This window comes from Flavobacterium fluviale (genome assembly GCF_003312915.1).
Classification (GTDB): Bacteria; Bacteroidota; Bacteroidia; order Flavobacteriales; family Flavobacteriaceae; genus Flavobacterium; species Flavobacterium fluviale.
Genome location: NZ_CP030261.1, coordinates 3,390,377 through 3,403,926 on the forward strand (window position 1 = coordinate 3,390,377; position 13,550 = coordinate 3,403,926).

Genomic DNA, 13,550 nt, shown 5'->3' on the forward strand with positions numbered 1-13,550 from the left:
AATTTGACAATGAGTCAATTAGAAAATTTATGAATCGACATATTTTTTGTATATTCATATTCTAATTGACTCATTTTCTAATTGACAAATTTTCTAATTATAATATATGAAATTTCCAAAGAGTCATTCTTTACAAGAAATTGCAAATTTGCTTAACTGCAAATTTATTGGTGACAAAGACTTTCAAGTTTTAGGCATGAACGAAATACATGTTGTGGAACCTGGTGATATAGTTTTTGTTGACCATCCAAAATATTACGACAAAGCGCTGCAGTCGGCGGCTACTATTGTTTTGATAAACAAAGAAGTAGAATGCCCAGAAGGCAAAGCACTTTTGATTTCTGATGATCCATTTAGAGATTTCAATATTTTAACCAAACACTTTAAACCTTTCCAATTTGCAAATGTTGCGATAGCAGCTTCAGCAGTAATAGGAGAGGGGACTATAATTCAGCCTAATAGTTTTGTTGGTAACCATGTTAAAATTGGTAAAAACTGCCTAATTCATTCTAATGTTTCTATCTACGATCACACTATTATTGGTGATAACGTGATTATTCATGCAGGAACTATTTTAGGTGCTGATGCTTTTTATTACAAAAAACGTCCAGAAGGCTTTGATCAATTAGTTTCTGGCGGAAGAGTAGTTATTGAAGATAATGTTGGTATTGGTGCGCTTTGTACAATCGACAAAGGAGTTACAGGTGACACAACAATTGGTGCTGGAACAAAGCTGGATAATCAAGTACATGTTGGGCATGATACGGTTATCGGAAAAAAATGTCTGATCGCTTCACAAACTGGTATTGCCGGTTGTGTTATTATTGAAGACGAAGTAACACTTTGGGGGCAGGTTGGAACAACAAGCGGTATTACAATTGGTACAAAAGCTGTTGTTATGGGACAGACAGGTGTTACAAAATCAGTTGAAGGCGGAAAATCATATTTTGGTACTCCAATTGAAGAATCGAGAGAAAAATTGAAACAATTAGCCAATATTAAGAAGATTCCTGAAATTTTAAGTAAATTGAAGTAATATGTCTATTAAAGAATTTGTTCAGAAATTTTATAAGTCAGATGCCTTAATTGATAGCGAAATCTTAAAATCATATCTGCATCCCGAGGTTGTATTGGAATGGAACAGCAGTAAAGGTTTTATTCAAATGGATTATGATGAGATACTCGAAATGGCCAATGAGCTAAGTCGCGCGTATGTAAGATCTAAAGTTAGGATTAGTCATATAATTAGCGAAGATGACTTAGTATCAGTGCGTTATTCTCATTTTGTAAAAACAATTGAGAATCCTAGAGAAGAAATGTTATTAGCGCATTTTTCAACAATCTGGCAGATCAAAGATGATAAACTGTATAGAGGTTATCAAATGAGTCAATTTTCTTAATATTTTTTTGACAATAAAAGAGGCAAAATACATTACAAAACCTTATTTTTGCAACACAAATTTAAAAACTACATAAAATATATATCATGAGTGTTTTAGTTAATAAAGATTCCAAAATAATTGTTCAGGGATTTACAGGAAGCGAAGGAACTTTCCACGCTTCTCAAATGATTGAGTATGGTACTAATGTTGTTGGAGGTGTAACTCCAGGAAAAGGTGGTACCAGCCATTTAGAGCGTCCGGTTTTTAATACAGTAAAAGATGCTGTTGATCAAGCTGGTGCTGATACTTCTATCATTTTTGTTCCGCCAGCTTTTGCTGCTGATGCAATTATGGAAGCTGCTGATGCTGGAATTAAAGTAATTATTGCTATTACAGAAGGAATTCCTGTAGCAGATATGATTAAAGCAAATAATTATGTTAAAGAAAGAAATTCTAGATTAATTGGTCCAAACTGTCCAGGTGTAATTACTCCAGGTGAAGCTAAAGTTGGTATTATGCCAGGTTTCGTTTTCAAAAAAGGTACAGTTGGTATTGTATCTAAATCTGGAACTTTAACTTACGAAGCTGCTGACCAAGTTGTAAAACAAGGTTTAGGAATCACTACAGCTATTGGTATTGGTGGAGATCCAATTATTGGAACTACAACTAAAGAAGCTGTAGAATTATTAATGAACGATCCTGAAACTGAAGCAATCATTATGATTGGTGAAATTGGAGGTCAATTAGAAGCTGATGCTGCTAGATGGGTAAAAGCTGATGGTAACCGTAAACCAGTTATTGGTTTTATCGCTGGAGAAACTGCTCCTGCTGGTAGAACAATGGGTCACGCAGGTGCTATTGTTGGTGGTTCTGATGACACTGCTGCTGCTAAAAAACAAATTATGAGAGACAACGGAATTCACGTTGTTGATTCACCAGCTGAAATTGGTAAAAAAGTAAAAGAAGTACTTGGATAATATCCAGTCCCGATCCCGAAATTTTGGGACGTGATAAAATAATAAATTCCAAAAAAGTCTCAATATTTTGTTGAGACTTTTTTACATTTTTAAAATGATTGGAATATAATTTAAAACGCAGCAACTTAGAGACTTAGTTTCTTAGAAGCTTAAAATTAAAAAGATGAGTAAAGGATTAGAAAAATTTAAAGTAAGTAATAGTTTTACTTTTACTGTAAATGATAGTTTAGAAGAAGTTTGCAATGCTCCAGAAGGAAGTGCAGGAATTTTTATCGTTTATGGCGTTGCAGCAGATGAAAAAGAACTAATTATGGTTGGTTCTACTGGAACTGTACAAAATGACGGAACTTTAAAAAGCAAAAATGGCGGACTTTATGATAAAATCGTAAACGGACACCAATTTGCAAAAACAGGAAGAAAATATTCTTGGCCGGCGCAAATGAAATTGGAGAATATAGAATCTCTAGAAGTAGTTTGGTATGAAACATTTAATGCAGATGTAAAAGCAATTCCAACAGCTGTTGAAGGAGAGGTTTTGCAGAACTTTCTAGATCAAAGTGGTAAACTGCCTAGATGGAATGTAGCATTCTAAATCTATTCACAATAAAATAATCAAAGCCTTACTTTAATTTAGTAAGGCTTTTTTTTTGAGATAAATTAAAATCTATAGGAATTAAGATCATATTGAAAAACCAATCGTTAAGCTTTAAGATTAAAGAAAATTCTAAGCCAATTTTTGTATTACAAATTTTATTAAACGCCCAAATACTCTATATTTGTATTTCAAAAAATAAAAACGAATACCTTAATATGAAATTACTAGAAGGAAAAGTTGCAATAATTACTGGTGCAAGCCGTGGAATCGGAAAAGGAATTGCTGAAGTTTTTGCTAAACATGGAGCAAACGTTGCTTTTACATACAGTTCATCTGCAGCTTCTGCAGAAGCTTTAGAAGCTGAACTAAATGGTTTAGGAGTAAAAGCAAAAGGTTACCAATCTAATGCAGCAGATTTTAACGAAGCTCAAACTTTTGTTGATGCTGTTTTAGCAGATTTTGGAACTGTAGATATCTTAATCAACAATGCCGGAATCACAAAAGACAATTTGCTAATGCGTATGTCTGAAGCAGATTTTGACCAAGTAATTGATGTAAACTTGAAATCGGTTTTTAATATGACAAAAGCGATTCAAAAAACTTTCTTGAAACAAAGAGCAGGTTCAATTATCAATATCAGTTCTGTAGTTGGAGTTTCTGGAAACGCTGGACAAACAAACTATGCAGCTTCTAAAGCGGGAGCAATTGGTTTTACTAAATCTGTAGCTCTAGAATTAGGTTCTCGTAACATTCGCTGCAACGCAATCGCTCCTGGTTTTATTGAAACTGAAATGACTGCAAAATTATCTGAAGATGTGGTTAAAGGATGGAGAGAAGGTATTCCGTTGAAACGTGGAGGAACTACAGAAGATGTAGCAAACGCTTGTCTTTTCTTAGCTTCAGACATGAGCGGTTATATCACAGGCCAAGTTCTTAATGTTTGCGGAGGAATGTTAACCTAAGGTACTGAGGTGACAAGTTGCAAAGGTTCAAAGGTTTTAGTATTCAGTTATTCTGATTCTAGATAGGTGAACACTTTAGTCAAACAATTGACTTTTTTAAATCTGACAACCGTAAACTGATACTGAATACTAAATAATTATGACGACAAACACGATTCTTTTATTATTGCTTTCTTTAGTAATCGCTGGTGGTTTATCGTACTTTCAATATTTTTATAAAGCCAAAAGTAAATCCAATGTGGTTATACTTTTGGCTTTTTTACGTTTTTTGGCTATTTTCGGATTATTGGTTTTGCTTATAAATCCGATAATTTCTAAGAGTTCGCTGGAAATAACAAAAACACCTTTGGCAATTGTTGTAGATAATTCTAGTTCTATTGCAGCTTTAAAATCAGATAAAAAAGCGGTTGAACTTTATCAAAAACTTATTTCAAATCCTGCTTTAAAAGAAAAGTTCGAAATTCAATCCTATCAATTTGATAACGATTTTAAAACTTCAGATAAATTTGATTTTAAAGGAAATCAAACCAATTTAGACGAAGCGGCAAAGAACTTAAAAAGCATCAATAAAAATCTGATTTTTCCAACAGTTATAATTACCGACGGAAATCAAACTACAGGAAACGACTACGTTTATAGATTTGATCCTGTCAATAAAGTTTATCCTTTGGTTGTGGGAGATACAACTACATTTTTTGATTTAAAAATCAATCAGCTTAACGTAAACAAATACGCTTTTCATAAAAATAAATTTCCTGTTGAAGTTTTTCTGCAATATGCAGGCACGAAAGCTGTAAATGCAGAATTTGCTATTTCACAAGGAAATACTATTATAGCAAAAGAGAAACTTTCATTTTCTCCCTCAAAAAAAACAGCTTCCTTAAATTTGCTTTTACCAGCAGATAAAGTGGGATTACAGATTTATAAAGCCAGCATTCAATCTTCTGTTAAAGAAAAAAACAGCTATAACAATATTAAAAATTTTGCAGTCGAAATAATAGATCAAAAGTCGACTATTGCGATTGTTTCTGGCATAAATCATCCAGATATTGCAGCTTTAAAACGCTCGATTGAGGTTAATGCACAGCGTAAAGTAATATTGGTTAAGCCAAATCAAATTAATGATTTACAAGATATTTCTGTGTTGGTTTTGTACCAGCCAACTACAGCTTTTAAATCAATTTTTGATAATAAAAAGTTAGCGTCGACAAATACCTTTATTATAACAGGAAACAATACAGATTTTAATTTCTTAAACCAGCAGCAGAACAATCTAATTTTTAAAATGAGTAACCAAAGAGAAGATTTTCTCTGCGAATTCAAATCAGACTTTAACTTATTTGCAATCGATAATATTGGTTTTGAAAATTTCCCGCCTTTACAGAATTTATTCGGAAATATTAGCACAAACGGAAACGTGTCTGTTTTGCTTTCATCAAAAATTAGAAACGTTTCTACAGATGCTCCATTATTGGCTTTTGCCGAAAATCAAGGAAAAAGAACCGCTTTTCTTTTAGGAGAAAACAGCTGGAAATGGCGTTTGCAAAGTCATATTGACAATCAGTCTTTTGAAAAATATGATGTTTTTATTGATAAAATAATTCAATATTTAGCCTCAACAACTTCCAAGAAATCTTTGGTTGTAACGCATGAAAGTTTTTACAATTCTGGAGAAGAGATTATTATAAATGCGCAATATTTCAATAAAAATTATGAGTTTGATGAAAAAGCCAGGCTTACCATTAGTGTTCTAAATGCCGCGACAAAACAAACCAAAAATTATGATTTACTAAAAGGAAGTAATTCTTTTTCAGCTAATTTAGAAGGACTTCCAGCAGGAAAATATAATTTTACGGTAAAAGAATTAAATTCAAATACTTCATACGCAAGTCATTTTGAAATTTTAGACTTTGATATTGAAAAACAATTTGTAAATCCAGATGTTTTGAAATTACAGCAATTAGCACAGCAAACCGGCGGAAAAGCCTTTTTTGAAAATCAAGCTGATAATTTGATTAATACACTTTTGGAAAATAACGAGTATAAATCAATTGAAAAAAAGATTTCTACTAAGACTCCCATTATTGACTGGGTTTGGCTGTTGATTTTGATCGCCGTTTTATTGACTACTGAATGGTTTGTAAGGAAGTATAATGGATTGCTTTAAAATTAAATTGATCGTGTCCTTTAAAAAAGTTTTAATTTTCTTTAGTCTGTTTTTTTGTACTATTTTTTCTTTGATTTATATAAATGCTAGAAAAGAAAATAGAAATGACTATCAATTTGTGATCACTAAAATTAATGAAAATGCAAAAGGTTACATTATTGCAAATGGTGTGAAAAAGAAATTCAAATTTGCTAATTTTAATTCTTACAAAATCGATATTAAAAAAGATGATAGTTTAGTTAAAAAAGCATTTTCAAAAAAAGTTTATATTTATAGAAAAGATAAAAAATTAGATAAATATAATTTAGTTTTATTATTAAACGAATCTGGAACATTTCCAATAGATTGGCAATAATTATTTATCTTTAATTTTTTTGAAATGGACTTCAGGCTAAAAGTTTTCTACACCGTTGCGCTCCGCCTTAATTTTACTAAAGCGGCAACAGAATTGTATATTACACAGCCAGCAGTTTCTAAACATATTCAAGAACTTGAAGAAACTTACAAAACCAAACTTTTCGAACGAAACGGTTCTAAAATAGCCTTAACAGCAGCTGGTAAAATTCTACTAAAATATACTAAAAGTATTTTTGATATATACCGAGAAATAGACTTTGAGATGAGTTCTTTCAATAAAGAACGTCAAGGTTTGTTAAGATTAGGCGCCAGTACAACAATTTCACAATATATCATTTCTCCAGTTTTAGCTCATTTTCATCAAAAGCAAAAAGATATAAAAGTCAATTTGTTAAACGGAAATACGGAACAAATCGAAAACGCCTTAATCAACAAAGAAATTGAAGTTGGAATTGTTGAAGGACAGTCTAAAAATCAATCCATAAAATACATTCCGTTTTTAAAAGACGAATTGGTTTTGGTTTGTAATAGTAAAAATCCGCTGGTAAAACAAAACGAGATTTCTGTAAGCGATTTAAAATCAATGAAATTCATAACGCGTGAACGCGGATCTGGAACACTTGAAGTTATAGAATTTGCCTTAAAAAAAGCAGGTTTGAAATTTTCTGATTTACAAATAGAAATGCAGTTAGGAAGTACAGAAAGTATAAAATCTTATCTTTTAAATTCTGATTGTTTTGCTTTTATGTCTATTCATGCTGTTAGTAAAGAATTGAAAAATAAAGAATTAATTGTTCTAGATGTGGAGAATTTATCAATAGAAAGATTTTTTTACATCATTACTTTGATAGGGAAATCAGATTCGTTATCAGAACTATTCATTCAAAATCTGGCTTCTCATTATAACTTGAAGTTATAGTCGATTGCAAATTACGATTGGTATTTATGGTTTAAAGAACGGAACTTTGCCATATAAATATCAATCACATTATTTTGAAAACACAGCATACAACTTCACAATTATTTAGAATTAATCATTTGTTACAGCAATTACTTTTTGCTGCAGTGATATTGTTGTGTTTATTTTCCATAATTTCTCCGCCAATAGCACTTTTATTAGGAGTTTTAACCGTTAATATTTTTGGAAATCCATTTGTGGAATTTAATCAAAAAGCTATTGCTTTTTTATTGCAGTTTTCGGTCGTTGGCTTAGGCTTCGGAATGAATGCTTATAGTGCGGTATCTGCTGGAAAAGAAGGATTTCTTCTTACTGTATTCTCAATTTTTAGCACTTTGGTTTTTGGTTTTTTAATTGGTAAGTGGCTTAAGACAGAGAAGAAAACATCGCATTTAATTTCTTGCGGAACAGCAATTTGCGGCGGGAGTGCAATTGCTGCTATCGCGCCAGTACTAAAATCAGACGAAAATCAGACTTCAATTGCTTTGGGAGTTATTTTTATTCTAAACTCTATTGCATTGTTTGTTTTTCCGTTTATTGGACATCAGTTGGATTTATCCCAAAAAGATTTCGGACTTTGGTGTGCGATTGCTATTCATGATACCAGTTCGGTTGTTGGCGCTGCAAATAAATATGGAGCAGAAGCTTTACAGGTTGCCACGACGGTGAAATTAGCGAGAGCATTATGGATTATTCCGATATCTATTTTGACCGCTTTTATTTTTAAAAAGCAATCCAGAAGCTTCGGTACAAAAATCAAAATCCCGTATTTTATTGGACTCTTTGTTGTCGCGATGCTTCTGAATACTTATCTTCCAGCTATAAATATTTTTGCATCACAAATTGTTGGAATTGCTAAAGTTGGTCTGACAATTACTTTGTTTTTAATTGGAGCAACTTTAAATTTTACCACATTAAAAACAGTAGGAGTAAGGCCATTGTTCCAAGGAGTTCTTCTTTGGATTTTTATTGCTGTTCTAGCTTTATTATCAATTCTTTACCTAGTTTAGATCTTTATTTTACATTAGAGAATTTCACAGTCGATTTACCAATCATCTTATAAAATTTCCCCTTAAATGAAAAATGTCTTTCGATCTCAAAATCAAATTGATTTTTAGTTTTCGCCATTTCTGCTATTTCTTCAGGCAGGGCCGCTTCAAATTCATCTTCTGCTTTTGCTTCTTTATTATAAGATCCGTTAGTTGTAATAATAAAATCTCTGAAGTGTTTTTTAGCCGAATCCTCTACAACTTTATAAGATCCAGACCATTTTATACTCGCAACATTGGTTAGGTGGTAATTGGGCACTTCCATAATAGGCTGATATTTGCCATCAAAACCAGCCACAAGATAAAGGAAACCTTCATAAGGACCGCCTGCACCGCCATTTATATGAGACAAAGTAAGAGCAAACTGGTCTTCTCCAATCTGAACCAATTTTGGAGTAGGACATTGGGCAAAAGCACCGAAAGCTGCAACTGCCGGCTGAAAAGATTTCATTTCCCAAACCTTACCATTTTTAGCAAATTTGGCTAAACCTAGTAATCCGCCAGAAAATCTTCCTGTCTGCAAGCCGTCTTCATCATGAACAGAATGATTAAAAGCCATTATTTTAAACTTATTTCCCTTTGAATCTTCATAATCAATATTGGCAAGAAGCCTGGTTGCTACACCTTTTTCGTAAGGAAATAATTGATCACCTTCAACGCCATTTACATCCTCAAAAGGAGCAGGTTTGCAGGTTTTACAAATCCAGCTTACAAATGTATTTTTATCTGAAAGATGGTATAATTTCCCAAGAAACAATTTTTGCATAATTCTTTCGCCATTGAAAGGGTCAGAAAATCGGATTGTTCTGGTAGAATTTAAAATAGTGTCGCTTACATTTTTTGGTTTTATTTCGTTCTCCTGCGCCAGGCAAATGGTCGATAAAAAGAAGATTAGATATAGTAAAGTAAAACGCATGTTTTTAAGGTTTAGTCCGTTAACAAATTTACGAAACAAAATCTTTTTTACATGAACTTATGTTAGTTATATGGTGTAAAAATTTCAAAAAATTAAATTTAGATAATCTTAGATAGTTATACTTTGAATTATCCATAAATAAGGTAAATTTGCACCTCTAAATACAAAAACAAAAATGAAAAACTTTAAATCTAAACCAAGATTAATTGCTTTCTGTGCTTTAATTATTGGTTTTTTTACTTTATCCTGGGGAATTGTAGGTCACGAAAGAATCAACAAAGCTGCTGTAATGGCACTACCGCATCCACTTCAGGTTTTCTTTTACAATCACATTGATTTTATTACACAAGAAGCTTCTGTTCCAGACATTCGTAAATATGCATTAAGTTATAAAGATGAAGGTCCAAGACATTATTTCGATATGGAAAACTTTGGTCCAGCTGATAGTTATCCGCAAACTTTAGAAGAAGCAAAGAAAAAATATGATGCTAAATTTTTAAGTGATAACGGAATTTTACCTTGGTATATTGAAGATATGATGGCAAAATTGACTAAAGCTTTTAAAGATAAAAATAGAGCAGAGATTTTGTTTTTGGCGGCAGATTTAGGGCATTACATTGGAGATGCGCACATGCCATTGCATACTTCTGCAAATCACGACGGGCAGTTAAGCGATCAAAAAGGTATTCATTCTCTTTGGGAGAGCAGACTTCCAGAGTTATTTGCGAAGAATTACAAATTAAATGTTCCTTATGCTCATCATTATGATGATGTTCACAAAGCAATTTGGGATATGATAAATGATACACACAGTTTAGCACAGCCTTTATTGGATATCGATAAAAAATTAAGAACAGCTACTCCAGAAAACCAAGTTTTTAAAATGGATGCTGACGGAAAAGTTTTGAAAAGCAAATACAATACAGCTGTTTTCTCTGATGAATATGCTAAAAAACTACACGAGGAATTAAACGGAATGGTTGAAAGCCAGATGAAAAAAGCAATTACTGCAACTGCAAGTTTTTGGTATACTGCCTGGGTAAATGCTGGAAAACCAGACCTTAGTGATCTAGATTCACAAGAAGTGACAAAGAGAAATAGTAAAGCTTTAAAAGAAGATTGGGAACTTTACCAAAAAGGAGATTTATTCGGAATGAGAAATCAAAATGACTAAATTTTTGTTTCAAGTTTAAAGTTCAGTTTGAAACGAAACAAAAAGCCTCAAGTTTTATAACTTGAGGCTTTTTTTATCAGTAAATTTTTGTGTATAATTTAGCGGTCTTCGTGTTAAAGTTCAAAAAGATAATCTGAAAGGAATTGGAATTGCCAAAGAAGATTTAGATTCCATTTTAAATCCGTTTTTTAGATCAGATTCTTTAAATCATGCTGAAATTAAAGGAACTGGTTTAGGTTTATTTATTGTAAAAAGAATGACCAATCAGCTTCAAATTAAATTTAAAATAGAAAGCGAAATCGGCAAAGGAACCACGGTTTTATTGAGTTTTGATGCATATGAAGATTCGTTAAAGTAATTTTAAATTTATTATTTATAAAGCTGTCTAAAACATTTTTTAACAATAAACTGTCGTTACGTTAAAATAAAAATTGCTTTTTAATTAATTTATCTATTATATTTGCAAACGAATCAAAGAAGTAAAACACAAAACAAATCATGATTTCAATTCAATTACATCATCATCATTTACATTATTGCTCTCAAGCGATGTGTTAATGGTATGCATGTAAATCATCATATTTTAAAACCCGTTTGAGTACATCAAACGGGTTTTTTATTTCTAACTCTTTGTACTCAAACTATAAATCAACAAACAACTAAAAAATGAGTACTTTAAAAATTGCAATTCAAAAATCGGGTCGTTTAAACGAAGACAGCATTCAGATTTTAAAAGACTGCGGTATTTCTATCAACAACGGAATAGACCAGTTAAAGGCCGAAGCTTCAAATTTTCCTCTTGAAGTTTTATATCTAAGGAATTCTGATATTCCACAATATCTAATTGATGGAGTAGTAGATCTAGCGATCGTTGGCGACAATCTTCTGGTCGAAAAAGGAAAAGGAATTGAGGTCGTTCAAAAATTAGGATTTTCAAAATGCAAAGTTTCTGTTGCAGTTCCTAAAACCTTAGAATACAATTCTATTCAAGATTTAGCAGGTTTAAGAATTGCTACTTCTTATCCTAATACGGTAAACGAATATTTCAACTCTTTTGGTTTAAGCGTAGATATTCACCAAATTTCCGGTTCTGTTGAAATTGCACCAAACATTGGTCTTGCCGATGCTATTGTAGATATTGTTTCAAGCGGCAGTACTTTATTCAAAAATAACTTAAAAGAAGTTGAAGTTATTTTGAAAAGTGAAGCAGTTTTAGCTGTTTCTCCAAAAGTTTCTCCAGAAATTCAAAAACACATTGATACTTTAAAATTCAGAATTCAAGCGGTTTTAAGAGCTAGAAATTCTAAATATATTTTAATGAACGTTCCAAACGACAAAATTGAAGCTGTTGGAAAGATCCTTCCAGTTCTTAGAAGTTTAACCGTTTTGCCATTGGCGCAGGAAGGCTGGAGCAGTGTCCACTCCGTAATAGATAAAGATACTTTTTGGGATGTAATTGACCAATTAAAGGAAGTGGGAGCGGAAGGAATTCTAGTTTGCCCAATTGAAAAGATGGTTCTTTAATGCGCTTTGCGCGCTTTAGGCAATAAGCTTTAAGCTATACGCCAAGAAAAAACACAAAGTTAATAAAGCCTAAAGCCTATGGCCTAAAGCTTAAAGCATAAAAAAATGAATAAAATAAACAATCCAAAGCCAGAAAGCTGGTCTGAAATATTAAAAAGACCAACGCAGACTATAGATGATATTGAAGTTACTGTGAAAGAAATCTTTAAAGAAGTGCAGAAAAAAGGAGATGAAGCAGTTGCGAAATATACTTCAATTTTCGACGGAATTTCTTTAGATAATTATGAAGTTGATGCGGAAGAAATTACGGAAGCAATTAATTTGATTCCCAGCGAATTAAAAGAAGCTACTAAATTAGCAAAAGACAATATTTATAAATTTCACAAGGCACAAAAAACAAATAGAATTGAACTTGAGACTATCGAAGGCGTAAACTGCTGGCAGGAAAAGAGACCAATTCAGAAAATTGGTTTATACATTCCAGGCGGAACAGCTCCTTTATTTTCGACGGTTTTAATGCTGGCTGTTCCTGCTGAAATTGCGGGCTGTAAAGAAATTGTATTGTGTTCTCCGCCAGATAAAGCAGGAAAAATTAATCCAGCAATTTTATATGCTGCAAATTTATGCGGCGTCACTAAAATTTTAAAAGTCGGCGGTATTCAGGCGATCGCCGGAATGACATTTGGAACACAGTCAATTCCAAAAGTTTATAAAATTTTCGGGCCTGGAAATCAGTTTGTAACCGTAGCTAAACAATTGGCAACTCAATTCGGTGTTGCAATTGACATGCCTGCTGGACCTTCAGAATTATTAATCGTAGCCGATGATACTGCGGTTCCTGCATTTGTAGCATCAGATTTGTTATCTCAGGCAGAACACGGAACTGATAGTCAGGTAATTTTGGTTTCAACTTCAAAGAAATTAATTGATGAAGTAGAAAAGGAAATCCAATCTCAAATAGAAGTTCTTCCAAGAAAAGCAATTGCAGAAAAAGCGATCGAAAATTCGAAATTGATTTATGTAGAAAATGATCAGATTGCTTTAGAATTAATCAACGAATACGGACCGGAGCACTTTATCATCTGCTCTCAATATGATGATTTTTACTGCAACGGAATCATAAATGCAGGTTCTGTTTTTATTGGAAATTATACGCCGGAAAGCGCAGGAGATTATGCTTCAGGAACCAATCATACTTTGCCGACAAATGGATATGCTAAAAATTACAGCGGTGTAAATTTGGATAGTTTTATGAAATCGATGACCTTCCAAAAGATTTCTGAAAAAGGGATTCAAAATATTGGAAAAGCAATTGAGCTTATGGCCGGAGCGGAAGGTTTGCAGGCGCATAAGAATGCTGTTACCCTAAGATTGAAGAGTTTAGAATAAAAAATAGAAGACAGCAGGAAGAAGCAAGAAGCAAGAAAATAGGAAAAGATGTCTTGTATCTTGGCTCTTGATTCTTTCGGCTTTGCCTCTTAAAAAGTGA

General features: G+C 32.6%; 14 protein-coding genes. 13 read left to right on the top strand and 1 reads right to left on the bottom strand.

The features are described from left to right. The first annotated feature begins 106 nt into the window (after positions 1 to 106). The 9 genes from HYN86_RS14845 to HYN86_RS14885 all read left to right on the top strand — a co-directional run bounded on the left by HYN86_RS14845 (position 107) and on the right by HYN86_RS14885 (position 8,408). Entirely contained in the window at positions 107 to 1,036 is a 930-nt protein-coding gene (locus HYN86_RS14845; protein WP_113678743.1) for a UDP-3-O-(3-hydroxymyristoyl)glucosamine N-acyltransferase, read from the top strand. Position 1,037: 1 nt separating this feature from the next. Then, positions 1,038 to 1,400 (top strand): nuclear transport factor 2 family protein, encoded by a 363-nt coding sequence (locus HYN86_RS14850; RefSeq protein WP_113678744.1) that lies wholly within the window; start codon positions 1,038 to 1,040, stop codon positions 1,398 to 1,400. 86 nt (positions 1,401 to 1,486) lie between these two features. After that, the gene (gene sucD / locus HYN86_RS14855; RefSeq protein WP_113678745.1) at positions 1,487 to 2,359 is read left to right on the top strand and encodes a succinate--CoA ligase subunit alpha; all 873 of its coding nucleotides are present in this window, start codon (positions 1,487 to 1,489) and stop codon (positions 2,357 to 2,359) included. A 163-nt stretch (positions 2,360 to 2,522) separates the two neighbouring features. Next, positions 2,523 to 2,951, top strand: coding sequence for a hypothetical protein (locus HYN86_RS14860; RefSeq protein WP_113678746.1), 429 nt, complete (start codon positions 2,523 to 2,525; stop codon positions 2,949 to 2,951). Between the two features lie 218 nt (positions 2,952 to 3,169). Beyond that, entirely contained in the window at positions 3,170 to 3,916 is a 747-nt protein-coding gene (gene fabG / locus HYN86_RS14865; RefSeq protein WP_113678747.1) for a 3-oxoacyl-[acyl-carrier-protein] reductase, read from the top strand. Positions 3,917 to 4,055: 139 nt separating this feature from the next. After that, entirely contained in the window at positions 4,056 to 6,083 is a 2,028-nt protein-coding gene (locus HYN86_RS14870; protein WP_113678748.1) for a hypothetical protein, read from the top strand. Positions 6,084 to 6,153: 70 nt separating this feature from the next. After that, the gene (locus HYN86_RS21005; RefSeq protein WP_205334606.1) at positions 6,154 to 6,438 is read left to right on the top strand and encodes a hypothetical protein; all 285 of its coding nucleotides are present in this window, start codon (positions 6,154 to 6,156) and stop codon (positions 6,436 to 6,438) included. 24 nt (positions 6,439 to 6,462) lie between these two features. After that, the gene (locus tag HYN86_RS14880; RefSeq protein ID WP_113678750.1) at positions 6,463 to 7,359 is read left to right on the top strand and encodes a LysR family transcriptional regulator; all 897 of its coding nucleotides are present in this window, start codon (positions 6,463 to 6,465) and stop codon (positions 7,357 to 7,359) included. Between the two features lie 74 nt (positions 7,360 to 7,433). Continuing rightward, entirely contained in the window at positions 7,434 to 8,408 is a 975-nt protein-coding gene (locus HYN86_RS14885) for a YeiH family protein (protein ID WP_113678751.1), read from the top strand. 4 nt (positions 8,409 to 8,412) lie between these two features. Here HYN86_RS14885 and HYN86_RS14890 read toward each other — a convergent pair whose 3' ends face one another. Then, on the bottom strand, positions 8,413 to 9,363 hold the full coding sequence (locus tag HYN86_RS14890) for a hypothetical protein (protein WP_113678752.1): 951 nt from the start codon (positions 9,361 to 9,363) through the stop codon (positions 8,413 to 8,415). Positions 9,364 to 9,538: 175 nt separating this feature from the next. Here HYN86_RS14890 and HYN86_RS14895 point away from each other — a divergent pair, with 175 nt between their 5' ends. The 4 genes from HYN86_RS14895 (at position 9,539) to hisD (ending at position 13,450) form a co-directional block, all read left to right on the top strand. Continuing rightward, complete coding sequence (locus tag HYN86_RS14895) at positions 9,539 to 10,537, top strand: zinc dependent phospholipase C family protein (RefSeq protein WP_113678753.1); 999 nt, start codon at positions 9,539 to 9,541, stop codon at positions 10,535 to 10,537. Positions 10,538 to 10,685: 148 nt separating this feature from the next. Further along, positions 10,686 to 10,895: a sensor histidine kinase gene (locus HYN86_RS14900; RefSeq protein ID WP_394336097.1), complete on the top strand. Its 210-nt coding sequence runs from the start codon at positions 10,686 to 10,688 to the stop codon at positions 10,893 to 10,895. Positions 10,896 to 11,203: 308 nt separating this feature from the next. Next, on the top strand, positions 11,204 to 12,061 hold the full coding sequence (gene hisG / locus HYN86_RS14905; RefSeq protein ID WP_113678754.1) for an ATP phosphoribosyltransferase: 858 nt from the start codon (positions 11,204 to 11,206) through the stop codon (positions 12,059 to 12,061). A 105-nt stretch (positions 12,062 to 12,166) separates the two neighbouring features. Then, positions 12,167 to 13,450 (top strand): histidinol dehydrogenase, encoded by a 1,284-nt coding sequence (hisD, locus tag HYN86_RS14910; protein ID WP_113678755.1) that lies wholly within the window; start codon positions 12,167 to 12,169, stop codon positions 13,448 to 13,450. The last annotated feature ends 100 nt before the right edge of the window (positions 13,451 to 13,550 follow it).

Coding starts and splice junctions, on each gene's coding strand:
- HYN86_RS14845 (WP_113678743.1), top strand. CDS start 107: ATGAAATTTCCAAAGAGTCATTCTTTACAAGAAATTGCAAATTTGCTT.
- HYN86_RS14850 (WP_113678744.1), top strand. CDS start 1,038: ATGTCTATTAAAGAATTTGTTCAGAAATTTTATAAGTCAGATGCCTTA.
- sucD (WP_113678745.1), top strand. CDS start 1,487: ATGAGTGTTTTAGTTAATAAAGATTCCAAAATAATTGTTCAGGGATTT.
- HYN86_RS14860 (WP_113678746.1), top strand. CDS start 2,523: ATGAGTAAAGGATTAGAAAAATTTAAAGTAAGTAATAGTTTTACTTTT.
- fabG (WP_113678747.1), top strand. CDS start 3,170: ATGAAATTACTAGAAGGAAAAGTTGCAATAATTACTGGTGCAAGCCGT.
- HYN86_RS14870 (WP_113678748.1), top strand. CDS start 4,056: ATGACGACAAACACGATTCTTTTATTATTGCTTTCTTTAGTAATCGCT.
- HYN86_RS14880 (WP_113678750.1), top strand. CDS start 6,463: ATGGACTTCAGGCTAAAAGTTTTCTACACCGTTGCGCTCCGCCTTAAT.
- HYN86_RS14890 (WP_113678752.1), bottom strand. CDS start 9,363: ATGCGTTTTACTTTACTATATCTAATCTTCTTTTTATCGACCATTTGC.
- HYN86_RS14895 (WP_113678753.1), top strand. CDS start 9,539: ATGAAAAACTTTAAATCTAAACCAAGATTAATTGCTTTCTGTGCTTTA.
- hisG (WP_113678754.1), top strand. CDS start 11,204: ATGAGTACTTTAAAAATTGCAATTCAAAAATCGGGTCGTTTAAACGAA.
- hisD (WP_113678755.1), top strand. CDS start 12,167: ATGAATAAAATAAACAATCCAAAGCCAGAAAGCTGGTCTGAAATATTA.